Below are 25,134 nucleotides of genomic sequence, written 5' to 3' on the forward strand. Positions count from 1 at the left end.
AATAACATAAGTTTGTCTTATTTACCATTTTTGATATAAGAACAAAAAACTCTTATAACAAAAGCAGATTATCCAGCCTTTAAATCTACAAACCATACAAAAATAGCCAGAGAACTTCGAATCATATTAGAGTCTATGGCTTTTATTAAAATAATTTGAAATTTAGGCAATTTGGATGATTTAGGAGGAATGATCATGATGGATTTTGATACAAATATTGACCAATTCGCAACAATTAAAGTTATTGGTGTAGGTGGTGGGGGAAACAACGCTGTAAACCGTATGATCGAGGACGGTGTTGAAGGAGTAGAATTTATTGCAGTTAATACAGATGCACAAGCTCTTAATCAATCAAAAGCAGAGATTAAGATGCAAATCGGTGCAGCATTAACTAGAGGTCTAGGTGCAGGGGCAAATCCGGAAATTGGTAGAAAAGCTGTGGAAGAAAGCAAACAACAAATCGAAGAAGTGTTACAAGGGGCAGATATGGTTTTTGTTACTGCAGGAATGGGTGGTGGTACAGGCACAGGAGCAGCCCCAGCCGTTGCTGAAATCTCCCGTAATCTTGGAGCCCTGACCATTGGGGTTGTAACACGACCGTTCAAATTTGAAGGTTCCAAACGCGCTGCAAACGCCACAAAAGGAATTAACGAAATGAAGGAGTCCGTTGACACTCTAATTATTATTCCAAACGATCGCTTATTAGAGATTGTAGATAAAAAAACACATATCCTTGATGCTTTCCGGGAAGCAGATAGCGTTCTTCGTCAAGGCGTTCAAGGAATTTCTGATTTAATTGCTATTCCAGGTTTAATTAACCTTGACTTTGCTGACGTGAAAACAGTTATGTCCCAAAAAGGAACTGCTTTAATGGGCATTGGTATTGCTTCAGGTGATAACCGCGCTGCTGATGCTGCCCAAAAAGCAATAAATAGTCCGTTGCTGGAAACCTCCATCAATGGAGCCAAGGGTGTGATCATGAACATAACCGGCGGTCGCAATTTAAGCCTTTTTGAAGTTCAGGAGGCAGCCGATATGGTTTCATCTGCTTCACACGAGGATTTAAATATGATTTTTGGCTCTGTCATCAACGATAATTTAAAAGATGAAATTATCGTAACTGTCATAGCAACTGGATTTACTGCAAAGGACTCAACAATAGTCCAAACATCTCAAAAGCCATTAACTGAAGCAATATCTAATCGCTCTCCAAAGGAACAACATATACAACCTGAGAAAATAGAACCTAGAGGGTCAATTCCTTCTTATGAACGATACTTTGAATCAGAAGAATCATTAGATATTCCAGCGTTCTTCCGCAAACGGAAAAATTGATGGTAAAAAACATACATTGACACATAAAAAAGCGCGGAGCTCAATTATACTGTTAAACAAATAGCAGGTTTTATGATGGTCTTTATAATAGCAATCAAGTAGTAGGAATTGTAGATGAGAACTACGTATTCCAATTAAGAGAGCCCATTCATCCAGTTTTTTGCGGATTAATTTGTTGGAAAATGAATTAGACCCTTAGGATCTTAGGAGATTTGTTTTAACTTCCAAATGGCATAACTAATTGGGGTTGCGTCAGGAAAATGCGGATTTACAACGCTAAGCAAATTTTCCTGACGCTACCCCTTATTAAATTAAATGGCCCTATTGCTGTTCTGCTGGGTGATAAGTATATGCATAGTTTTTAGTCTAGTAAGTATACAACCTATTTTAGCGGATGGATTAATTGTTGCACTTGATGGAAAACGATAGAATCATGAAATTCACTTCAAATATTTTATAAATTAAAACAAGAACGAGGAAAGAAGCCTTCAAATAGAGCTTTCTTACCTTCGTTTTGCTTATAAATGATTCCTAAGGAATTATCTAGAAACTATAGGTATTACAATTTTAGAGCCATATGCCCCACCAGTATAAATGGTCTGCTTTGCTATCTTCATTTTCTTTTGTAATGCCCATGAACTAGAGACGTTTGGATGGGCATGATATGCTGGAAAGTTCGAGGATGAAACATCAACTCTAATGCGTGATCCTTCTTTAATTGTCCATGTTATAGTCCACATTTCTATTTCTACATTTACAACTTCATTGATTCGATAATCATAGGGTTTGGAGTCATTTTTTCGGTAGCGTAAACTAGCTATCCCATCTCTTATATTATAAGAGGTTCCATTTGGAAATACTTCCATAATTGTAACTGTAAATGAAGTATCTTCAGCATCCGAACTTACATATAAGTTGGCTTTTATTTCACCAGCGATTCTAGTATCCTTACTAAAAGGATCAGAAACAAATGAAATAACATCACTTCTCTCACCTATTACTCTCTGAACAACACTTGCAGGAGGTGAAGTATCTGGATCACCTGATAAATAAGCTAATAGTGCAGCCCCACCTTTAGTTGGCACAGGATCATTAGGATTGTAATGAAAGATTGTGTTTCGGTTTGCCTCTGATTTTTGAAGGGATAGTTCTCCATTAGAAGTGTCTGTTACTTCTAAATAATAGGAGATAGAGTCTGTTGATTGAAGCCACCCTTTCCTTGTATTCCAAGAACCTTCCCGAATAATGTATGTTTGTACGGTTCCCTTTTTTCCATCATATTTCTTTCCTTTTAAATGGTGATCAAACCAGTCTAATGCAGCTTTGAACTGCTGAGGGCCAAAAATATCGTGATTTGGATATTCTAAATCTCCTGCCACATCCTCTGTATGTATCCAAGGACCGATGATAAAGGCGCTTCGTTCTTTTGTCTGTTCTGGAAGCTTTTTATAGCTTTGAATGGAAGCATCTAAATTATGGTCAAACCATCCTGCTATCATCATAATAGGGATATTTACTTTTCTAGGAATATCCCGTACCTCTGACCAAAAGCCTTTACTCCAATATGGTTCAGTAGGTTCTACTTGAGAAACCCATTCTCTATACCAAGGTAGTTTTTCTCCAAACAATTTTACATCCATATCAATGTGAGGTTTAACTTTTAAAGCTTCTTGGTATAGGTTTTTATTTTGTAATATCGGCTCTTTTCCTGCGTTTCCGATTGCCCAAAGTGTATAAATATCGTGTCTAAACATACCATTCATGTAATTTTGGCGATATCGTTCTATTCCAGTTACGGAAATAAACATCGTTTTCACTTCTGGTGGTGGCTCATCTGCTAAACACCATTGTAAAACACCAGAATAGGAAGCACCATAAGTAGCTATATTGCCATTCATCCAAGTCTGTTTAACAATCCAATCTAACGTATCTAGTCCGTCATGTCGTTCATTTACAAATGGTTCCCATTCTCCTTCAGATTGACCTGTTCCTCTACATTCTTGAAATATAAAGATATAACCATACTCAGCCCATAATTCTGCTCTTTCCAACCAAATTTTTAACATCCCAGGATATGGAGAGCGACTAAAAACAACAGGCCATGGTCCATTACCAGAAGGAAATTGAACATATGTGGATAATCGAACACCATCTCTCATCGCTAGATGAAATTGCACTCTTTCACCAATTCCCCCCATTTCTTACCTCCTCTAATGAACAGTTGATAAACTTAAACACCTCATTTATTTTATATATCGCTTTTATCTAATGGCACTTCAATATAGGAATGATTTTCTTTTCCAATATGAATCTGCTGAGTCGCAATCTTCGTATCCTTTTGCTCTGCCCAACTGCCTTTAACATTAGGATGAACATGATAAGCAGGAAAATTAGATGAAGAAATGTCTAGCCGTAACTGTGATCCCTTCTTAATTGTCCAAGTGATTGGCCAAAGCTCAATCTCTAAATCAATCTTCTCTCCTGGTGAATAGGCTTGTGGTTTCCTTGCCCCATTTCTATACGTGATGCTTGTAATTCCGTCACGTATGTTGTATGAATTTCCATCTGAGAATAATTCAGATACTTTTGCTGTAAAAGAAGTATCCTCAACATCTGTTGAAACAGTTAAGTACACTTTTATTGAACCTGATATTGTCCTATCTTCAGCAAATGGTTCTGAAATAAAGGATATAATATCTGATCTCTTTCCAACCTTTTCTTGTAGAACACTAGAAGGTGGACATCCATTAAATCCTGGAGAAATCCATGCTAAAAGAGCTTCCCCGCCTTTTGTGTAAACAGGGTTATTTGGATCATACTGGTATGCTATGATTTCAGGTCTGGACTCTTCCTTTTCTAAACATAATGCTCCATTTTGCTTGATAGGATCTTGACTTAGATAAAATTTTTCTTTTCGATTACTATTTAACCATTCCTGATGTGATTTCCACTTATGATCCCTGATAACATATGTATCTACTACACCCTTAGAATATGGATATTTCTCACCCTTTAATTGATGATTAAACCATTCAATCGCTTCTTTTAAGCTACTATAGTCTGAGTTAAAATATTCTAAATCACCTCTTGGCTGTAAGGAGTGAATCCATGGACCAATGACAAATCTACTTTCACTTTTCACCTTATTTGATAATTGTCTATAACCACAAACAGTTCCATCGAGGTGATGATCATACCACCCACCAACGATATACATTGGAACATTAATCTTTTGTGGAATTTGACTTAAATCTGCCCAAAGTCCATTTTGCCAGAAATCAGAGTCTTTGCTAACGTTAGAAACCCAATCTCTATACCACGGAAATTCTTCTCCAAAAAACTCTAGATCTATATCGATATGTGGTCTTTTCTTAATGGCCTTTTGATAAACATCTCCCAAATCTTCAGTAATCGATACACCTGAATTTTCAATAGCCCAAGAGGTGTATATTTCATGACGAAACATGCCGTTCATATACATTTGTCGGTAACGTTCTGTGCCAAAAACTCCAACAAACAAAGTTTTTACTTCGAGAGGTAATGAGTCTGCTAAAATCCATTGTTCAAAGCCACCATATGAGTTTCCGTACATAGCCATGTTGCCATTCATCCAAGTTTGCTCGATAATCCAATTAATTGTGTCCAGTCCATCGATTCTTTCATTTTCAAATGGGGTCCACTCACCCTCAGATGCGCCTTTACCTCTACATTCTTGACTTACAACAACATACCCGTATTTCGTAAATTGTTTACTTGTTAAGTCTAAAACTTCTTGGATTTGTGGGTAGGGACTTCTTTCCAAAATAACTGGCCAAGGTCCACCTCCTTCAGGAAAATAAATTCTTGTCATAAGCATTACTCCATCACCCATGGCTACTTGTGTTTCGATCATTTCATTAAAATCATGTGTTGGAGGCAGTTTCAATTCCATTTGTTCAAATTGATTTTTCATATTCAAAATATATTCAGTATTCCTCGACGTACTTTGTTTTAAGTCATCATTTTTATTCAAGTTTCTCCCCCCTTGTAAGCTTATTAACAATTCGGGCTCTGTCATAGCGCTTATTCATCATCAATTTCCATTTCAAGCAGTGCTGAGCTCAAACTTTTCCCATGGGCATCTAATGATAAAGAGCGAGTTACTCCTCCACATAAGGCTTTGTTTAAAACGAAGTTAAATGCCCCGAGTGTAGGAAGTTCGTAACGAACAACTTCTCCTTCAACGATTCCACTGAACCAACTTTTCACCTTTTCAGGTGTTACTTCTTTTCTAATTTTTTCATAGTCTTTCATATGATAGACTATGAGAGAAATGTTTGATATATTGCCTTTATCACCGGTCCTAGAGTGTGCTACTTGTCTCAATTTCATCTTTTCTCACCTCTTCATGAAACACCTCTATTACAACATCATTGCTTGGAATAAGGATGGAACCAATGGCAATTATTTGACGAATATTTATTCTAACTCCTCCACCACCTGCGGGACCATTGGTCATTAAAGAATCAAATTCTTGACCAATTCTTTCGGCATCTTCCTCAAGTAAAGTCTTACCCGCAATTCTAAGCCGAACTTCTTTCAAGTTTTCCGTCTCACCAAGGATCTTGTTAGATAAAGATTCCCTGTAAAGAGAGTCATAACCAATAAAATCAATTCTCAAATCCTCTACTGTTATGTTGATTATTTCCAATCTTTTTTTAATAATATCACTTGCTAATTTCGCTCGTTCATATGAACCTGAACCACCATAACTAATCTCACACTCTGTAATATATCCATCGCGATAGCCAATACTTGTTTTATAAAATCCGCTTTTTTGTTTACCTCCAACACCTGATACCTCGACAATATTAGGTGAAATTTCTTGTACCTTTGCGTTAGAAAAATCTGCAATCACATCGGGTGTTAAGTAACTTGCCGGATCGTGTATTTCATAAAGTATTTGTTCTTTGACTGTTGCTGGACTTACAATTCCACCTGTATTTTCAAGTTTTGTTATCTTTAAACTTCCATTCTCTTCTACTTCAGCAATAGGATAACCAAGATTCCAAATATCTGTTACATCTTTATATCCAGGATCTGCAAAGTATCCTCCTGTAATTTGGCATCCGCACTCTAACAAATGACCTACCATTATACCTTTTCCCAATAGGGAATAATCTTGAATATCCCACCCAAATTCATATATTAATGGGCCTAAGACAAGTGCAGGATCTGCAGCACGCCCAGTAACAACTACGTCTGCTCCATTTTCTAGTGCTTTTACAATTCCTTCTGCCCCAATGTAAGCATTGGCAGATACAATAGACGATTTCAGATTTCTTAGTTTCTCTCCTGTTTCTATTAGAGGCTGGTCACCATATTTATCAAGGATATGGTAGACATCGTCCCCTACTACAACTGCAATGTTAAGAGAAGGAATCTTTAATTCACAGGCAATTTCTTTTATTTTTTTAACAGCAGCTAGAGGGTTGGCCGCTCCCATATTCGTAATGATTTTTACATTATTTTTAGTACAGTGCTGTAAAATCTTTGTTATTCTGTACTCTAGCCATTCATTATACCCTTTGTTAGGATCTCTTAATTTTTGTAGGTGGGCCTGTGCGATCGTTCTCTCTGCTAAGCATTCAAAAATAATATAGTCTAAGTTTCCTTCTTTAATAAGATCAATCGCTGGTTCAATACGATCTCCGCCATAACCTGCACCTGATCCAATCCGAACTTTTCTCAACTGAATAACCTCCTCTCTATGGTGACCATAGGTGTACGTTATACTTTAAAACATGCCACACCATGACCTTCTTTAACATATCTCATCTGTGGATTTTCTTTTCTACATTCTTCAGTTGCAAGAGGACAACGATTTGAGAACGAACATCCTTTAGGCTTATTCATTAAACTTGGTACTTCACCTCTAATAATTTGTCGATCCCGCTGTGATTCTAAAACTGGATCAGGGACAGGAACTGCTTCAAGTAAGGCCTGTGTATAAGGATGCAATGGATTTTCATATAATGATTTCCAATCTGATATCTCTACAATTTGACCTAAATACATAACGGCAATTCTGTCACTAATATGCCTTACAACGGTTAAATCATGGGCTATAAACAAATACGTTAATCCTAGCTTTTCTTGTAAATCTTCTAAAAGATTGATAATCTGTGCCTGTATGGAAACATCTAATGCAGAAATGGCTTCATCACATACAATAAATGCTGGATTACTTGCTAGAGCACGCGCAATACCTAAGCGCTGTCTTTGACCTCCACTAAATTCATGAGGTACTCTGTCTTGAAGGGCAGGATCCAACCCCACTAGATGGAAAAGAGAATCTATTCTTTCTTGATACTCCTCTTTACTACTAGTTAACTTGTAATTTCTTAGTGGCTCACCTACAATTTGAGCAGCATTCTGCCTAGGGTCCAATGAGCCGTATGGATCTTGAAAAATCATGGAAATATCTCTTCGGATATTTCGCAATTTACTTTCTTGTAAATTTGCGTAGTTATCACCTTTAAATAAAATATTTCCACCAGCGATATCATTAAGCCTTAAGATGCTTCGAGCTAATGTTGATTTACCACAACCACTCTCACCAACAAGTCCAAACGTCTCCCCTTTTTTTATATTAAAGCTAACATGATCTACAGCTTTAACTTCCCCAACCTTACGACGAAAGAAGCCTTTAACTATCGGAAAAGATACTTTGAGATCTTTCACTTCTAGCATGATGTCATTTTTATTTTTCTTTTTGTTTACTTCTTTCACAATACGCTCTTTTTCGTTTCTAATAATCGTAGGAGTTGTCATTTTATCAATGTCGTGATGACATGCTGTAAAATGATTTTTATTTCCCTTTATTTCTCTAAGCTTTGGAGAAGGTTTTGTTGCACACTCTTCTGTTGCATAGATACACCTAGTAACAAATGGACAAATATCTTTTCTATTTCTTAAATCTGGTGCTAAACCTTCAATTGGCATTAATTTTCGATTCCTATCATCATTCAAACTCGGTACCGCTTTCATTAAACCGATCGTATAAGGATGTTTCGGATTTGCAAATAGATCCTTTGCACTACCAGACTCTAATATTTCCCCAGCATACATAACATAAATACGATCTGCATAACGAGCTACTATACTAAGATTATGAGTGACCATTACCAAAGCAGTATTTGTTTCCTTTACTAAGTCCCTTAGTAATTCCAGGACTTGTGCTTGTGTAGTCACATCAAGTGCTGTTGTTGCTTCATCTGCAATAAGGATTTTAGGATCACAGGAGAGTGCCATCGCAATCATAATTCTCTGTCTCATTCCACCGCTAAACTGATGTGGATAATAATCTACTCTTTGTTCAGCATCTGGAATACCAACTTGCTTTAATAATTCTATTGATCGATTTCGCGCTTGTTTTCGATTGACTTTTAGATGCAAAATAATTGATTCTTCTATTTGATTTCCTACAGTCATGAGGGGGTTTAAAGAAGTCATTGGTTCCTGAAATACGACTCCTATCTTTCCTCCACGAATCTCTTGCATTTGAGAGCTTTTCGAAGCATATGATAATAAATCCTCTCCATTGAATAACACTTGACCATTTGTTATTTCCCCTGGAGGCATTTCGATTAATTGAAGTCCTGAATATTGAGTTACAGACTTACCACTCCCACTTTCACCAACAAATGCAACAATTTCTCCTTCATCTAAATGATAGGATACGTCATTTACCGCTTTTAAAATGCCGCCTTCTTGTTTAAACTCTGTTTTTAAATTCTTTACTTCTAATAGATGGCTCATAGGTATAAAACCTCCTCTATTACTGTCTATAATGAACCCCTCAACCTTGGATCAAGTGTATCTCGTAAGGCATCTCCTACAATGTTAAACGCTAAAACGACCAACATTATAGCTACACCCGGTGCAATTGATAAAACTGGTAATGTTCGAAGATGATTGTAACCGTCACTAACCATAGCTCCCCATGAAGCCATCGGTGGGTTAATCCCTAAACCTAGGAAACTTAGACCTGCTTCAATTAAAATCGCTACTCCTAGATTCATGGTCATTAAAACAATATTAGGTGCTATACAGTTAGGTAATATATGAACAAATGCATTTTTGAATTTTCCAGCTCCACTGATTGTTCCAGCAGTCACATAGTCAAGCTGCTTTATACTTTTCACCTGTCCTCTGGTCAAGCGAGCATATGATGGGATCATCCCAATTCCGACTGCCAGCATAACGTTTCCTAGACCTTTTCCAAGCACTGCACCAATAAACATTGCTAAGATTATAAGAGGAATAGACATCATGACATCCATAAATCTCATAATGATACTTTCAACCCAACCCCCTACATATCCAGAAATTAAGCCTAGCAACATCCCAATGCTTCCAGCAATAGCAACTGATACAAAGCCAACAGCTAGTGAAACTCTTGTTCCATATATAATTCTTGACAAAACATCTCTACCTAACATATCTGTACCTAATAGATGTTCTGCTGAAGGCGATTTTAAGGAGTTTGATAAGTTCTGTTCAATTGGATCATATGGGGCAAAAATAGGTGCAAATATAGCTACAATAAAAGCTAAAGCTAGAACGAGTAAACTTGCGATAACGATTTTTCTAGATAACATCATTCTCCAGAAACGTTTAAATTCACTAGTTTTTGAAGGTAACTCTGGTTCTATTATTAGCAATTGATTGGTACTGGTTCCCTCTAATTTTTTTACAGGCTCCATAGTCAAGTCTCCTTTCTAAGAAATACGTATTCTAGGATCTATAAGTCCATAGGCAATATCAACGAGTAAATTACATAAAGAAACACCAGATGCTATAACAAAAACAGCACTTTGAACAAGTTGATAATCCTTGTTTAATATAGAGGTAATCAACATATCTCCCATACCAGGGATAACATAGACCTGTTCAATTAATACAGAGCCTCCAATCATATGTCCAAGTGACATTCCCATTAAGGTAATAATTGGGATCATCGCATTTCTAAGAGCATGCTTATAAATGACTGTTTTTTCCTTTAAGCCCTTTGATCGACCTGTTCGAATAAAATCTTGTCTAATTACTTCTAACATCGCTGAACGTGTTTGTCTGGCAAATTGAGCTAATGGTCCCAATGCTAATATTGATACAGGCATGATCATTTTTTGAATAGAGAGAGTAAGATCTTCGGATGGCCATGTAAAACCTTGAACTGGCAATAAGTCTAATTTCAAACTTAAAACATAGACACACAAAATACTTAACCAAAAGACGGGAGTCGCCATCCCGATATTAGCCATTACTGTAATAATCGAATCTACTAATTTACCACGTCTAATTGCTGCAATAACTCCAAGTAAAACCCCTAAAACAACTGAAATCACAAATGCCGGAATCGCAATCGTAAGAGTAACTTTTAATCTTTCTAATATGAATGGTCCTATATCCTGCCTATATGCAATAGATTCACCAAATTCACCCTTAGCAATGTTACCTATCCATCTAAAATATTGGACCGGAAGAGATTCATCCAATCCGAATTCTTTTGTATAATGTTCAATCTGTTCTTTTGATGCATCTGGACCTAAATACATGACAACAGGGTCACCAGGCATCGTTCGCATAATAAAAAACACCATAAGTGTAACGACAAAAATAACAACGATTGTTTGTAATAATCGACGTATAATAAACGTAGTCATTCGTTCCCCCCCTCGTTTATTAAAATAATTAGGGGGAGGATATCCTCTTCCCCCTAAACTATAAATCTTTATCTACATTATTTATCTAACCAAACATTATCTGGCGTCCAGAAAGAAGCATGTGTAAGGCCAAAACCATCGTCTTTTACATATTTTTGTTTAATAAATATCCCCATTGGTATATAAAGAGGCTTACCTACAGCAGCATATTTATCATATACAAGCTTCTGAAGCTCATGAGATGTTTGTGTTTTCACCTCATCATTTGGTGCTTGTTGGTTTTGTTTAAGTAATTGAAGTACATCCTCAGGATGAATAATTCCTTTTGCATAGAAAGCACCATCTGGATCCAAATGTCTGTACATATAAAGGCCTAAATCTGGTTGCACAGAATGGAAATGACCCATGATTCCGCCTTCCCATGTATCAAAATATAAAGATTGAATTTTCGCTTCATCTGCCATCACTAATTCTGCATCAATTCCCACCTCAGCTAAATAGCTTTGAACAGCTGTAAATACATCTTTAGTGCTTTGACTAGAGAACAGCTTCGTTTTAAATCCATTTGGATAACCAGCTTCAGCAAGAAGTTGCTTAGCTTTCTCTGGATTATAAGGATATCCTTTTACGTCAGGATTGTATGTGTACGCATCTGGTGAACCCCATTGATTTGTTGTCACATAATATCCTTTTCCGAAGTTCTCAGCTAGCATGTTTTCGTCTACTGCATAAGCTAAAGCCTGACGTACCTTTACATCTGCAAAAGGTGAGCCTTCTGATCTACTGTCAGGAATTAATCCCACGCCAACTGCTCCAATACCATTCTTGTGCAGTACAACATCAAATTCTTCTGAATCTATTAGTTCTTTAGCTATATCAATATTACTTGCTTGGATCACATCAACCTCTCCAGCCTTTAACGCTGATGAAGCTGTTTGTGCATCTTCTATAATTAACATTTTGATCGCTTCTAGCTTAGGTTCATTTTCCTCCCAATAATCAGGATTCTTTTTGTAACTGACAGATACATTTATATCCCACTTATCTAATACAAATGGACCAGTACCTATAGGGTTTGCATAAGCCCAATCTTTATCGTGCTCTTCAAAAGCAGTAGGAGAGATATATCGAACAAAGTAGCCAATTGCTTGAAGAGAACTTGAATTCCATTCAGTTAAATTTAGTTGTATGGTGTTTTCATCAATAACATCCATAGATGAAATATTTTCTACTTCAGTTCGCTTATTCTCAATGTATTTTTCAATATTCCATTTTACAGCTTCCGCATTAAAATCTGTTCCATCATGAAACTTAACCCCATCATGAAGCTTGAAAGTAATAGTCTTTGCTTCAGCATCTGTTTCCCAACTTTCTGCTAACCAAGAAACCATATTCCCTTTTTCATCAAAATGTAACAGTGCTTGGAGAACAGGATCTAAAAATGGTAATGGTCCATTGTTCGTTACTTCAGCTGGATACCCAATAATTTTTGGATTCGTTCCTAATGCTACCATTAAAGTATCTCCACCATTTTCATCACCTGAGTCAACTGCACCAGATTCATTCGTTGTTTTTTCTCCTGAACAACCAAGAAGTAATACTGAAATAGAAAGAAAGATTACTAACATCAAAGATAACTTACTTTTTAATTTCAAAATTGTACCCTCCTTTAAGACTATTAACTAATCAAAACATTATAAATGTTCTGATAATTTATGATAAAAAGTATGAACTCAGTGGGCCCTACTGAACTCACTACTTTCTATTCAATAAAGAAAAAGAATTCATTTTAGATGCTTACCATTCCATATAGTGGAATGGTATTCAAATATTAGAACAAAAAAATTGTTATTGCTTAACCTGTAGTATCGTACCATCAACATTCCATTATATGGAACGATATTCAATTTATTACCAAAACTCTTACTGCTCTTTTAAATGAAATTAAACATTCATTCCACTATGTGGAATACCATTCTTGATTTTATTCAAAAAATAACATACTATGTAACTAATTAACGTCATTCTATCACACTAGTTTTACGAGTTCAATAAAACGCTTACATTTTTAGTTTTTTATTTTTCGACTTATTTTTCAAAGGAGGTAAACAAATGACAAGTAATTCAAATGTAATATTAAAAACGATAATGGTACTTAAAGCATTTACAGATAAGCAAACCCAATGGGGTGTTAATGAACTTTCAAGATACTTAGATTTCCCGGTTAGCTCCCTTCATCGAATCCTTAAAACCCTTAGAGAAGAGGAAATATTACAGGTTCACCCTCAATCTGGTAAGTATATCTTTGGTTCCGAGTTGGTTCGAATATCGTCAATAGTGAATTCCAAATCTGATATAAAAGTAATAACTGAGCCAAATTTAAAAAGATTATCACAAACATTGGATGAAACTATTTATTTAGCATTATATTATCCCCAGCATATGAAACTTTCTTTCGTACACAATGTTCAGAGCTCTGCTGCCCTTCAGTATTTACTTGAACTCGGAGTGTTACAACCAATTCATATTGCTGCAAGTGGCAAAGCAATTTTAGCTTTTCTATCACATGAAGAAATTGAAAATATCTTAGAGCAAGAAGGTGTTGGAGAAACAGAAAAAGTGACGATTTTAAGCGATCTTGATATCATTCGGCAATTAGGTTATTCATTTTCTGAAAGTGAACGAAAGCAGGGGTCTATAGGAATAGGTGCACCAATTTTCAACTCAAATAACCTTGTTATTGGTAGTATTATTTGTGCCATTCCAGCTAATCTTTATGATGAAAGTAAGAAGGATTTTATTGTTCAACAAGTAGTGAAGGAGGCTAATAATATATCCTATAATCTTGGGTGTCAACGGTGAATAGACATTTAAGTGGTCTGTCCTATGAAAAATTTCCTTATACTTCTAATTACCTGACTAATTTAGTTATTAATTACACATTTCCTCAGTTGGACATTTCGTTATATTTTGGAATAAGAAAGCTTCAATCCCTCACCTACCAAGGAATTGAAGCTTTTCACCCATAGCTTAAAACTTCACCAGTCCGTCTACTTTTACTGGCTGTCCAGTGTTTAATGAAATATTTCCTGCAATCCCAGTTAGTATTGACATGGCTCCGTCTACATGGGAAGCCGCTCGGTTAAATTCATCTTCTAACGGTGTACCAAAAAGATCTTGTAATAAGATTGGGTCACCACCACCGTGGCCACCTTCACCTTCTCCTATTTCTACCTCATACGGTTCACTAAACATCGGCATGACAGTAATTGATTTTTCCTCTAGTCTTCCTTCATCCTCTTTATTTCCACCTGAATTAATATATGATTGCTCACGAACACGCACTTCGATTCTACCTTTACTTCCATTAAATGAAACAATATAGCCTTCCCATGGTAAATAAGCATTTAACGAATAATTTAAAATAGCTTTATTTTTGTAGTGGACCATCACGCCTAATGTATCTTCAATACTAATGCCATCACCAAACACACTTTGATCACGCTGATAGCCATCTTCTTTTTCGGCATCTAAATACATTGCTTTTAAATGTTTGTTTTCTTCTAGATTAATAGCAAACGGATCATTCTTGGCCACTTCACTTCCATGTGCCCGTTGATAAAAATTCGTTACTCCCCTTGATTCCGCATTTTCTCTACCATAAAAACGTAATCCACCTAGGGCATAGACTGTCTCTGGTGTTGTCCCTAACCAGAAGTTAACTAAATCAAAATGATGTGTAGACTTATGAACTAACAAGCCACCACTATTTCGCTTATCTCGATGCCATCTTCGGAAGTAATCTGCCCCGTGCTGAGTATTTAATGCCCACTCAAAATTCACCGAAAATACTTCACCGATCACATCGTCTTTAATTAACTCTCTTATTTTCGTATTATGTGGTGCATAACGATAGTTAAAAGAAACGCGAACTTCTCGACCCGTTTTCTTAACTGTATCAATAATCGCCTGACATTTCTCGGCATCGGTGGTCATTGGTTTTTCGGTAATTACATCACACCCTAGTTCTAATGCCTTAATAATATACCTATGATGGGTTCGATCGACGGACGTAACGATCACCGTATCTGGTTTTTCTTTAGCAATCATTTGTTCAAAATCTTCAGCAAGATACGTCACGATTTGCGGATGATCATATTTTTCTTCCAATAAACGGTTTGCATAATTCATTCTCGTTTGATTCATATCACAAAACGCAACTAGTTGACTTGTTTCCCTAAAATCACGGACAACCGCACCATAGAAATATTCTGCTCTTCCACCAGTTCCGACTAATACATATCTTTTTACCATAACAAAAACTCCTTATTGATAATTTGCTTAACATACCTGAAGGCGCTTTCAAAATTCACAACCTCCCTATTACAATGTAAGCATTTACTTATTTCAATTATATTTAATAGTTCTTTACCTTTACATATAAAAATCCGATCTCTTTTTCTAAATAACAGTGTTGTTTATCTTATCAAAAAAGTAGAGAAGGATATCCTTGATTACACGATGATTAATCTTCTTTTACAGCCGTTAGTATAAAATGCCATCAATCATGGGATTGACCACAAAGAAACGCCTGGTAAAGGGGTTTTAACGATTTCTTAAATTATTTGTCTAACTTTTTGGGTTCATTTCATATTAGGTCGGCTTCTTATATGTTATGTACGTCTTCAATCTGTGGATTGGCTAAAACAATAGCCCTTCCCCCGTACTTTCTCTCTATATGCAAATCCCCCCACCTACACATAAGATGCAGGATCTCCTTTAGACTCCAGCCGTAGTCTGTTAACTCATACTCAACTTTTGGTGGAACTTGATTGTAAGAAATGCGTAAGATGACACCTTCCTCTTCAAGCTCCCGAAGTTGCTGTGTTAACATTTTTTGAGTAATTGCAGGTATCAAGCTTTTCAATTCATTGGTACGTTTATTGCCAAATGTTAGATGAAAGAGAATCACAGGTTTCCACTTCCCTCCAATTACCTCCAAAGTTGCCTCTACAGCAGTGTTGAAAATCTTTTCATGGTCCTTCATTACATACTCGCCTCCCTTTTCCGAATATTTGGACACAGGTCATTGGTAAACATCAGATGAATTGGAGCCATTAAATGTCCGTCTTTGAACATTATAACTGCAAGCAAAATATTGCGCTATCCTGCCCTCGTTAATTGAATAACTTATAGTATTACTTACAATAATCCCTTCTCTTATTCAAGAATATGTCCCAATAAACAAAAAGACACCATCCTAAAAACACGCCTTATTGTGCATGCCATGCGCAACATTTAAAAAGCACCTGCACTAAATGTGCAGGTGCTTTCACCCCATTCTATATGTGTATTATGCACTTTTCTGAGCACTTACTTTTATACTTGTTTTATTAACTCCCTTATGATTTAGGATTAAGCAAAAAAGGGAGAGAATAGATAATAATAGAAAACCTAAAACATAATCTCCTGCTAAATCTTTTGTCAAGCCAAGGATAATTGGAGGAAAAAAGCCTCCAACTCCTCCAATTGCACCGACAATCCCTGTTACCGCACCTGTATTTCCATTAGAGATTTCAGGTACCATCTTGAAAACCGCACCATTTCCTATCCCTAACAATATAGAAATGATCAAACAATTTATACTAAACAAAAGGAAGTTTTCCATAGTAAAAGCAATGAACACCCCACATAATGTTACTCCACTAAAAACTAGAGTCAACAACCCTTTTGCTCCAAAACGATCGGAAAGATAGCCACCAACTGGACGTATAAGCGTCGCCAATACGACAAAAATAGCTGTTATTATTCCAGCTTCAAGAGCTGAAATACTAAAGAGATCATTCAAAAATGTAGGTAAATAAATACTGAAAGTCACAAAAGTTCCAAATGTAAGGAAGTAAAAAACCGATAAATACCATGTTTCTTTAAACTTTAATACAGAAAGAGACTCCTTTAAAGTCTTATGTTTACTTGTTACTTTTACATCTTTTGTTCCTACCCAGAAAAGAATTGACATACATGCCATAGCAATAGAAAGGCTCCAAAATACCCATGAAAGACCATAAGAGCTAAAAATGGATGGTATCAAGAAATTTGCTACAGCTGATCCTAAATTCCCCATCCCTGCAATTCCTAAGATCAAACCTTGTTTTTGTGGAGGATACCATTTGGATACATAGGTTATGGAAATAGCAAATGTTGTTCCTGCCATCCCGATAAAGAATGCCCAAAATAACAACATGATAAAAGAATCTGCAAAACCTGCTCCAACCATGGGTAAGACTAGCAGTAACATAGTCAGCGCAAAAATCCTTCTCCCGCCATATCGATCTGTTAAAATCCCCATTGGAATACGCATTACAGACCCCAATAATACTGGGGTAGCAATTAGAATGCTTTTTTGAGTAATACTTAACTCATAAATTTTTTGAATTTCTGTAGCAATCGGTGCAAAAACCGACCATACGGTAAATGAGACAATCATTGACACAGTTGATAAAACTAATACCGATGTTTGACCATTTGTATTCTTCATAAAGACCACCTTGTAATTCTCTTGGTGCTAAATGTTTAAGTTCCCAAGATACTATTTAACACAAATTAAAATCATATTTATTTACAATTTTCGTCGAGTACCGTTATTGATCAACAATGATAAGAATGGTTATTTCAATTACTCATCAATATATAACAGGAGATTTTTTTGAAAATACTACTCTTATTACTAATATTAAGAATGATAAATGGCCGATGTTTTTCATTATGATTCCCTCCTAAATTATCTGAACTTTTTGTTAATATAAAAATATCACTTCTTTTTATATCTTCACATTCTTATGTAAGGAAATATAACACAGAATTTTCACAAGAATGCGCACCACTCATTTTTAAAGATAATTTTCAATGTGATTATCCAAGTAAAAAGCTAAAGAAAAACAAATGTTGAGATTAATTCCATACATAAGCTAATTTATTTAAATACAGGGGCAACCTTTTACCATTACATGAATCGAACACAAATGAGAAAAGAGCCTTCCACTCGGTGGAGGCTCTCTTCTCACTTTTTCATCTATCATTTCTTCTTTTCGAACTAATTCTCAAATCTTCGGGTTATACCCCAGTGATTTTTGTGAATAATAAAGATTGTTAAACAAGAAAATAAGGAGGACTTATATGCAACAGAATCAACAAGCTAAAGAGAATTTAGGTCCTATTATGAAACAAGAATTTGCCGGAACTGATGCACAAAAAGTAAAACAAGAAATTCAAAAAGATGTAAGCAAAGGACAAGGTGCAATGACTTCACGAGAGGCAGGAGCAATGCGAGAATAAAAACCACTCAGAGTGGTTTTTTATTCTTGTGCTGCAATTTTAATGATTAAGTAAGGTTGGTTTGAAAAAACAACCCAAGCTTGAGCGTGAATATCTTCTCCGGTCTAATAAAATAATACCTAACCTCAATAATACCAAGGACTAAAAACGTTTTTTTCTAACGGTTTAGTTTGGATAATTTGATTTCCCTTCTAACCCATTAATTAATTCATCATCCATCAGTTGTTTTGTTTTATTTGTCAGTAACATAACCGAACTTTCTCTCGTTTCGGTTAGATATCTTTTCTCCCAATTATAAAATGTTGGCCCATCTCCAAACATTCTCAGATTTCTTCTTACAGTTTCTAACGTATAAAAAGTTAATGAAACATTCGTAAGACAATCATTATCATAGTAACCTTGCCACTTATCATAGGTTGGCTTTTCCATTATATCCATCGTTTCTTTTATCTCTTGCATTGCATCATTTAAAAGCAAATATGCATCTAGATATTCTTTTGTTTGAAACTTTTCAAATGCTTTTGTAAAAGAATAAAGTGCCTTGCAACCATTCTTATGAATCTGCACTTGAATGAGTAACTGATCATGTATTCTTTTTTGTTCCACAGTACTGGCTTCTCCTACCAAAGCCTTAACAGTCTCCAATAATGATTCCCAGATAGATAGTTTTCCTTCTACCTTATTTTTGAACCAGTCAAATTGTTTTTTTAAATCAGTTTTTCCTGTTGCCCAATATACATTTTTAGCACTCTCATTCCCTTGAGAAACGATCCATTGTTTAGCAAGATTTCGGATTGTAAAATGATAGAATTGTTCACCAGCTCGTTCATCGTCAAAGTTACCATACTGAATAATGGCATCAAAGTAAGCATTCATATATTTAATCATTTCTTCAGTATATGAAGGATAGTATTGGGAAACGTATCCGTTTAGAAATTCAGCAGAATCCATTTTCCCTTTATTCCATAGTTGACTAACAAAATCTAAAAAATAGAGGTGTGGTCTAATATTTCCACAGTTTACAATCAAGAACTCACACACGTCGTTGTCAAAGGCCTGACTTAGCTCATCATTCACGAAAGCTGTTGTGTTAGGCAGCATCGACAAATGATTTGAAGCTTGAAGATCATAAAATGTTACATGATAGTAGATACCATGAGGACCTTTTTCGTGTTTGGAAGGAATAGAAGGGATTCTAGGATTGTGGCTCCCTTGTCTTCTCGTTACCATTTTCCCATACCCACTATCTGCCCAAATTTTGATAACTCCTTCAGGCAATTCTAATAATCCCTTTTTATACAATTCAGTTATTTCTCCGTATAGATTGACACAGCAAACAGGATCTCTTTCATATTCTGCAATCATTTCGTATTGGTCCCTCATAATCTTGGAAATGAGTGCTCCTCTTTTCTCGTCGGTATCAAAGGTCGGATCATCTATCCAAAATGGACGATCTCCCTGTCCTCTAAAACCGATATTCCAAATCACCTTATCATTTTGCTGTTCGATTATCGCATCGTTCCATAACTTTTTGAATAAGGTTTCGTTTTCGATATATGAAGCATTTTCATTAGGGTAAACTCTGTTAAACATTTGGGCACCAAGTGGCTCTGCATGGTGATGTGTAATCCATAGTCCCATCTCACTAGCGATATTTTTATAGACTGGATTTTCAATATCTGTTCCAGGTATTACCATATTTCCGTTACATCGCAATAATGCCTCGAATACCATTTCCCATACAATGGTGTTAGAATTCTTATATTTCCACTTCGAAATGAGAACCTCATCATTGATAAACCAACCTCTAAATTTAATTTTAGCTACACCAGAAAGAATGTCGACTGGGTTAATTTTCACCATTGTTTTTATTGAAGGTTCACAGTCATTCCAAAACCAAAACTTATCAACACCAAGAAATTTTTCACTTACATAAAGCATGCCATAGATAATTCCTAATTCATCAGATGCAACCACTCTCATTTCAGATAAATCGTCGGAGAACTGAATAGAGTACTGTTCAGTTTTCAGGTTGTCATCATTCCTTTCATCCAGAACGAAAAGAATGGTGGTATTTCCCTGGCAACTATTTCCTTGAAATACTTTATCCTTGTCTCTAGTTAAGACTTTTAAAAAATGATTAACACTTTTTAATTCTGGACCTTGATAATCAAGGCATGTTTCCTTGTTAAATATAAAGTAGTTTTCATTATTCATTAGTTAGTTCCTTTCTACCTTTCACAAAAACGATCAGTTTGTAAGTGTTTACATTTAGTTTAATAGGTTTTAGGCTTTACATTAATTGAAAATCTAGACAAGAATGTTTAAAAAACAGAGGTAAATAACTTAATTCTTCATGAGTGTTGCTGCTACGACTGCACTTGGCAAAGTTTTTACTAGTTAGTCCTTAGTCTAAAATGTAATCTCAAATTGATAAGCGCTCATAAAAATACCTTCCCTTTCAAATATTATTGGGATATGATCATAGCTAAAATAAATGATATTCATTAAGAAAGGTTTTTGTAATGGAATACAAATACGAGTTGGTAAAAACCGATGATCATTTGCCTATTAAAGTCATTCTCCATACCTCAGATAAACAACTTTTCATCCCACGACATTGGCATGAGAATGTAGAAATATCGTATGTTCTAGCTGGAAAGATCGATCAAATTTATATAGATGGAAGGGAGTATAAATCTCGACAGGAAGATATTGTTTTAATAAACTCAAATTCTATTCATTCATTTTCCGTTAGTATGGGAAAGGATCGGAAGGCTGCTACAATTTTTATAAGCTATGAATTTATGAAATCAATCGATACAAATTATGATCAAATAGTATTTGACTGTGTTTCGATCGATGAAAAGGACCCGATGAGATTAGCCAAATTTGCTGAGTTACGTCTACTTCTAGACTCGATTGTTACGTCTTACCTTACGAAGGATAATGACTCTCTAGCTCACATTAATCTGACTGGTCTATCCTATCAATTGGCTTATTTATTACTAAAAAATTTCAAGGTGACTAAAAAACACAGTACAAGTATCCAAACAAACAAATACTTAGACCGATTAACAGCTATCACTAATTACATAAAAGAGAACTACAATCAGGATTTATCCATTGATTTTCTTTCATCTAGGTTTAATTTATCTGCTGAATATTTTTCTCGATTTTTTATCAAGCATCTTGGCATGACTGTACTCAATTATATTCATACCATTCGTCTTGAGAAATCGTTTCCTGTTCTCATGAATACTGATTACCCGATTATTCAAATTGCATTAAAACATGGCTTTCCAAGTGAGAAATCCTACACTAGAGTGTTTAAAACTGTTTATCAGATGACACCACATCAATACCGAAAACAACACACGAACAAATAATATTTTTCTAGCATCTATTTTTTGATCAGGATTTGACCATTATTAAGCTAGAAAAAGACAAGTTTTTAAGATAATAATTATATAAACTATTAATGTAAGCGCTTTAACAATCTTATCTAAGGGGGTAATAATATTGTTTGAAGGTATGAAAAAGCATGCAAAAACAGTTATGTTAAGTACGTTAGTTGCTGGTACAACCCTTTCTTTTATGTCAGAAACAAATGCTAATGAGATGAAAACACAACCAACATCCTACAGAACTGTAACAGAAATTGAAGATTGGGGAGCAGCTATTACGAAAGTAATTGTAGACCTAGGGAAGCCAGTACTAAAAGATGCTGTCTCAACAGACACTTTTAAAGTACATGTAGCAAGGAGTGACAGCCGTTTATCTAATCCGTTTTTAGAGGAAGGTACTCGTAAGATCACGAATGCCTATGTAGCTAATAAAGATGGATCCAAAGCACTTAAAACAGGAAAGTACGTTGTGTTAGAAATGCAGATTGGCCCAAATATCTCCTTAGGTTCCGCTATTAACTATGATTGGGCAGGCTCAGGATATAATGACTGGAATGACAATACCTATACAATCACGCAACAAAAGGATATTGAAACTCCTGCGGGGACCCTTTCAGGATTAGTCGTGGACACATTTAACGGTGGAGTAAGAGAACTCGTTGATGACTTTTCAACAGAAAAGGCTACATATGAGGATATCACATTAACTTACGCTGACTATACCCCAGTAAAAGATAAAGGCAAAAACCCATTAATCATTTGGTTACACGGAGCTGGTGAGGGTGGAACAGACCCTACGATCGCTATTTCTGGAAACAAAGCAACCAACTTTGCATCTAAGGAAATTCAATCATATTTTGATGGAGCATATGTGCTTGCTCCTCAAACACCGACCTTTTGGATGGATGGATTCACTGGCTTTGGTGATGGCACATCAAAATATGAGGATGCTTTAATGTCCTTAATCAAGGACTATGTTGCCCAAAATAAAGATATTGATCAAGATAGAATTTACATTGGCGGAGATTCCAACGGTGGGTATATGACAATGCTGATGATCCGTGATTATCCTGATTACTTTGCAGCAGCTTTTCCAACCTGTGAGGCCCTAATTGACACACTCATCACAGATGAAGACATTGAAAACATGAAGAACCTACCAATTTGGTTTGTCCATGCTAAAACAGATAATGTGGTCCCGGCTGATCAATACGTTATTCCAACCTACAATCGCTTAGTCGAAGCCGGAGCAAGGAATGTTCACCTTTCTCTATTTGATAACGTAGTAGATACTTCAGGATTATACAAAAACGATGATGGCACCCCATACGAATATAATGGGCATTGGTCATGGATTTATGTGTATAACAATGATGTGATGAAAACCATTGATGGTAAAGCAGTATCACTTATGGAATGGCTCGCTAATCAAACTTTAAATAAGTGAGAATGTAGATAGATCAGTAGTTTCATAATTAAGCTTCAGTTATTTAATTAGGTTATACTAATTATTTTATTACAGAGTCCTATCTGCTAACATAAAATCGAGCTTAGGCACATCGCATATTGAGATGTGCCTGATTCCTTGTTTGGATAATTGAAATATTAATCTGTCCATGTATTGTACTTAGATATGTAAACTTAATATGGAGGAAATGATGAAGAGGAAATGATGAAATAATTAAATCCTACACCTATAAATCAGATCGCCCACGAAATAGGCTACGGAAACTTAAGTTTTTTCTATAAAAAGTTTCATGAGTATTTTGGCATTAAGCTTAATGAGTATATAGAAAACGATCACAGGATGGGGAGTCAAATGGTAGGGAATTAATCGAGGTTAACTCAATAAGTTGAAGGGAATACATAAATAGTAAAATGAGAGGCTAATGAGATTTTCACGACTAAAATTAATGAATCAACGTACCAACAACACCAGCACCCAAAATTACTACAACAGGATGAACTCGAAAATATAATAAAGAAGTCAATGATATACCGAAGATGAATAGTAGACTAATCATATCCCAGGAGATTGTGGTTGAGATTACACCATTTGAGATGGCAAACTGAATCGCTGCATAGATAATTAGGCTAGTTACAATAGGTCGTAATCCATAAAAAGCAGATTTTACAAGTTTGTTAGTATGCAATTTATAGAAAAATAGGGCAATAACTAAAATAAGGATTAAGGATGGTAAACTCATAGCAATAGAAGAGATAATAGCTCCTGGTAATCCTGCAACCTTATACCCTACTATTGTTGCACTATTAGAAGCAATAGATCCTGGGGTCATGCCCGCTAAGGCAACCGCATCTGTAAAATCAGTTGTTGTGATCCAGCCCTTACTTGTTACCGCCCTTTCTATTACAGGAAGCATGGCATAGCCTCCACCAAATGATACAGTCCCGATGATAAAAAATAGAACAAATAATTGTAATAGCATGACAAATCCTCCTTACATTCCTACCTGTTGGTTAACCGAGTCCGTCTTATTCTTAATCTCTTTTTCTTCATCATTTTTTTCAAACCTTACAATCATACCTAATTTTTCTTTGATTTTAATAATCAGAATTCCTAATAAAGCACCTAAAAAGATCACGAAAATTGGATGCCAGTGAAAAATCAACATAGCTAAAACCATACTAAGTGCTAATGTAAACGTTGCCTTATCCAATAACGATGTCCTGGCGATTTTTATCCCCGCGTACACAATTAAGGCGACAGTTGCAGCTCGAATACCAAAAAATGCTGATTCAACATATGGATTTTCCTGAAAGCTAGAGAGCAACCCACAAAGCACAAGTACAATAATAAAGGTTGGAAGTAAAGTTCCTAACGTTGCAGCAATAGCTCCTCTTATACCAGCAATTCGGTGACCGATAAAAGTTGCTGCATTTACTGCTATTGCACCTGGTATTGTCCCTGCAATGGCAAACACATCTGTAAGATCCTCACTTTTTACCCAATTCTTTTTATGAACAACTTCTTTTTCAATTAAAGGAATCATGGCATAGCCACCACCAAAAGTAACAGGTCCGATCTTGAAAAAAGACCAAAAAAGTTGAAAGACTTTTTTCCATTCTTCCTTCATATATACTCCTTCTTCCTCATTTTTATTTTATTAGTATATTGTTTTCTTAGTGGATTCATTTTATCTACTACTACGATATCACGGTTGATAGCAAAGGTAAATTGCAACAAATGCATAGGATATAACAGGTGGTTATACGTAACTAAGCATACCTGACAAGTGGGTTATAGAACATCAACTCTCAGAATATAAAAAAGCTCCAACCTTTTCATTAAAAAGACTGGAGCTTTTAAGACAGTAAACTACTAGATAATT

At 35.7% G+C, this 25,134-nt stretch carries 20 protein-coding genes; 6 read left to right on the forward strand and 14 right to left on the reverse strand.

Annotated elements, in window-relative coordinates; translation table 11 throughout:
- Positions 1-195 precede the first annotated feature (195 nt).
- The gene (gene ftsZ / locus I7822_RS20720) at positions 196-1,335 is read left to right on the forward strand and encodes a cell division protein FtsZ (RefSeq protein WP_207980974.1); all 1,140 of its coding nucleotides are present in this window, start codon (positions 196-198) and stop codon (positions 1,333-1,335) included.
- Positions 1,336-1,874: 539 nt separating this feature from the next.
- On the opposite strand, the gene I7822_RS20725 is transcribed toward ftsZ, so the two are convergent.
- The 8 genes from I7822_RS20725 to I7822_RS20760 all read right to left on the reverse strand — a co-directional run bounded on the left by I7822_RS20725 (position 1,875) and on the right by I7822_RS20760 (position 12,697).
- Positions 1,875-3,533 carry a CocE/NonD family hydrolase gene (locus I7822_RS20725; protein WP_207980975.1) on the reverse strand — a complete coding sequence of 553 codons (1,659 nt, stop codon included), beginning with the start codon at positions 3,531-3,533 and terminating at the stop codon, positions 1,875-1,877.
- 50 nt (positions 3,534-3,583) lie between these two features.
- Positions 3,584-5,347 carry a CocE/NonD family hydrolase gene (locus I7822_RS20730; protein WP_207980976.1) on the reverse strand — a complete coding sequence of 588 codons (1,764 nt, stop codon included), beginning with the start codon at positions 5,345-5,347 and terminating at the stop codon, positions 3,584-3,586.
- 50 nt (positions 5,348-5,397) lie between these two features.
- Entirely contained in the window at positions 5,398-5,706 is a 309-nt protein-coding gene (locus tag I7822_RS20735; protein ID WP_207980977.1) for an AtuA-related protein, read from the reverse strand.
- A complete protein-coding gene (locus I7822_RS20740) occupies positions 5,678-7,066 on the reverse strand; it encodes an acyclic terpene utilization AtuA family protein (protein ID WP_207980978.1) in 1,389 nt (462 codons plus the stop codon). The genes I7822_RS20735 and I7822_RS20740 overlap by 29 nt, the downstream gene beginning before the upstream one ends.
- 38 nt (positions 7,067-7,104) lie before the next feature.
- Positions 7,105-9,135: an ABC transporter ATP-binding protein gene (locus I7822_RS20745; RefSeq protein WP_207980979.1), complete on the reverse strand. Its 2,031-nt coding sequence runs from the start codon at positions 9,133-9,135 to the stop codon at positions 7,105-7,107.
- A gap of 26 nt (positions 9,136-9,161) precedes the next feature.
- Positions 9,162-10,082 carry an ABC transporter permease gene (locus I7822_RS20750; protein ID WP_207980980.1) on the reverse strand — a complete coding sequence of 307 codons (921 nt, stop codon included), beginning with the start codon at positions 10,080-10,082 and terminating at the stop codon, positions 9,162-9,164.
- A 15-nt stretch (positions 10,083-10,097) separates the two neighbouring features.
- Entirely contained in the window at positions 10,098-11,042 is a 945-nt protein-coding gene (locus I7822_RS20755) for an ABC transporter permease (protein ID WP_207980981.1), read from the reverse strand.
- 77 nt (positions 11,043-11,119) lie between these two features.
- Positions 11,120-12,697, reverse strand: a complete 1,578-nt coding sequence (locus I7822_RS20760; protein WP_243459591.1) for an ABC transporter substrate-binding protein — start codon at positions 12,695-12,697, stop codon at positions 11,120-11,122.
- A gap of 457 nt (positions 12,698-13,154) precedes the next feature.
- Here I7822_RS20760 and I7822_RS20765 point away from each other — a divergent pair, with 457 nt between their 5' ends.
- Complete coding sequence (locus I7822_RS20765) at positions 13,155-13,904, forward strand: IclR family transcriptional regulator (RefSeq protein WP_207980982.1); 750 nt, start codon at positions 13,155-13,157, stop codon at positions 13,902-13,904.
- A gap of 168 nt (positions 13,905-14,072) precedes the next feature.
- Here I7822_RS20765 and I7822_RS20770 read toward each other — a convergent pair whose 3' ends face one another.
- The 3 genes from I7822_RS20770 to I7822_RS20780 form a co-directional block, all read right to left on the reverse strand.
- Entirely contained in the window at positions 14,073-15,356 is a 1,284-nt protein-coding gene (locus tag I7822_RS20770) for a Gfo/Idh/MocA family oxidoreductase (RefSeq protein WP_207980983.1), read from the reverse strand.
- A gap of 352 nt (positions 15,357-15,708) precedes the next feature.
- Positions 15,709-16,089, reverse strand: a complete 381-nt coding sequence (locus I7822_RS20775) for a winged helix-turn-helix transcriptional regulator (protein WP_207980984.1) — start codon at positions 16,087-16,089, stop codon at positions 15,709-15,711.
- Between the two features lie 306 nt (positions 16,090-16,395).
- A complete protein-coding gene (locus tag I7822_RS20780) occupies positions 16,396-17,580 on the reverse strand; it encodes an MFS transporter (RefSeq protein WP_207980985.1) in 1,185 nt (394 codons plus the stop codon).
- A 638-nt stretch (positions 17,581-18,218) separates the two neighbouring features.
- On the opposite strand from I7822_RS20780, the gene I7822_RS20785 reads away from it, so the two are divergent.
- The gene (locus I7822_RS20785) at positions 18,219-18,377 is read left to right on the forward strand and encodes a hypothetical protein (protein WP_207980986.1); all 159 of its coding nucleotides are present in this window, start codon (positions 18,219-18,221) and stop codon (positions 18,375-18,377) included.
- Between the two features lie 165 nt (positions 18,378-18,542).
- Here I7822_RS20785 and I7822_RS20790 read toward each other — a convergent pair whose 3' ends face one another.
- A complete protein-coding gene (locus I7822_RS20790) occupies positions 18,543-20,594 on the reverse strand; it encodes a glycosyl hydrolase 115 family protein (RefSeq protein WP_207980987.1) in 2,052 nt (683 codons plus the stop codon).
- A gap of 308 nt (positions 20,595-20,902) precedes the next feature.
- Here I7822_RS20790 and I7822_RS20795 point away from each other — a divergent pair, with 308 nt between their 5' ends.
- The 3 genes from I7822_RS20795 (at position 20,903) to I7822_RS20805 (ending at position 23,618) form a co-directional block, all read left to right on the forward strand.
- Positions 20,903-21,766 (forward strand): AraC family transcriptional regulator, encoded by an 864-nt coding sequence (locus tag I7822_RS20795; RefSeq protein WP_207980988.1) that lies wholly within the window; start codon positions 20,903-20,905, stop codon positions 21,764-21,766.
- Between the two features lie 145 nt (positions 21,767-21,911).
- Complete coding sequence (locus tag I7822_RS20800) at positions 21,912-23,231, forward strand: prolyl oligopeptidase family serine peptidase (protein ID WP_372442190.1); 1,320 nt, start codon at positions 21,912-21,914, stop codon at positions 23,229-23,231.
- 258 nt (positions 23,232-23,489) lie between these two features.
- Positions 23,490-23,618 carry a helix-turn-helix domain-containing protein gene (locus I7822_RS20805; protein WP_372442192.1) on the forward strand — a complete coding sequence of 43 codons (129 nt, stop codon included), beginning with the start codon at positions 23,490-23,492 and terminating at the stop codon, positions 23,616-23,618.
- 76 nt (positions 23,619-23,694) lie between these two features.
- On the opposite strand, the gene I7822_RS20810 is transcribed toward I7822_RS20805, so the two are convergent.
- Together I7822_RS20810 and I7822_RS20815 are read right to left on the reverse strand one after the other, a co-directional pair.
- Positions 23,695-24,231, reverse strand: a complete 537-nt coding sequence (locus I7822_RS20810) for a chromate transporter (RefSeq protein WP_207980990.1) — start codon at positions 24,229-24,231, stop codon at positions 23,695-23,697.
- A 12-nt stretch (positions 24,232-24,243) separates the two neighbouring features.
- The gene (locus I7822_RS20815) at positions 24,244-24,879 is read right to left on the reverse strand and encodes a chromate transporter (RefSeq protein WP_207980991.1); all 636 of its coding nucleotides are present in this window, start codon (positions 24,877-24,879) and stop codon (positions 24,244-24,246) included.
- Positions 24,880-25,134: the final 255 nt, after the last annotated feature.

It is taken from the genome of Metabacillus bambusae, from assembly GCF_017497975.1.
Lineage (GTDB): Bacteria > Bacillota > Bacilli > Bacillales > Bacillaceae > Metabacillus > Metabacillus bambusae.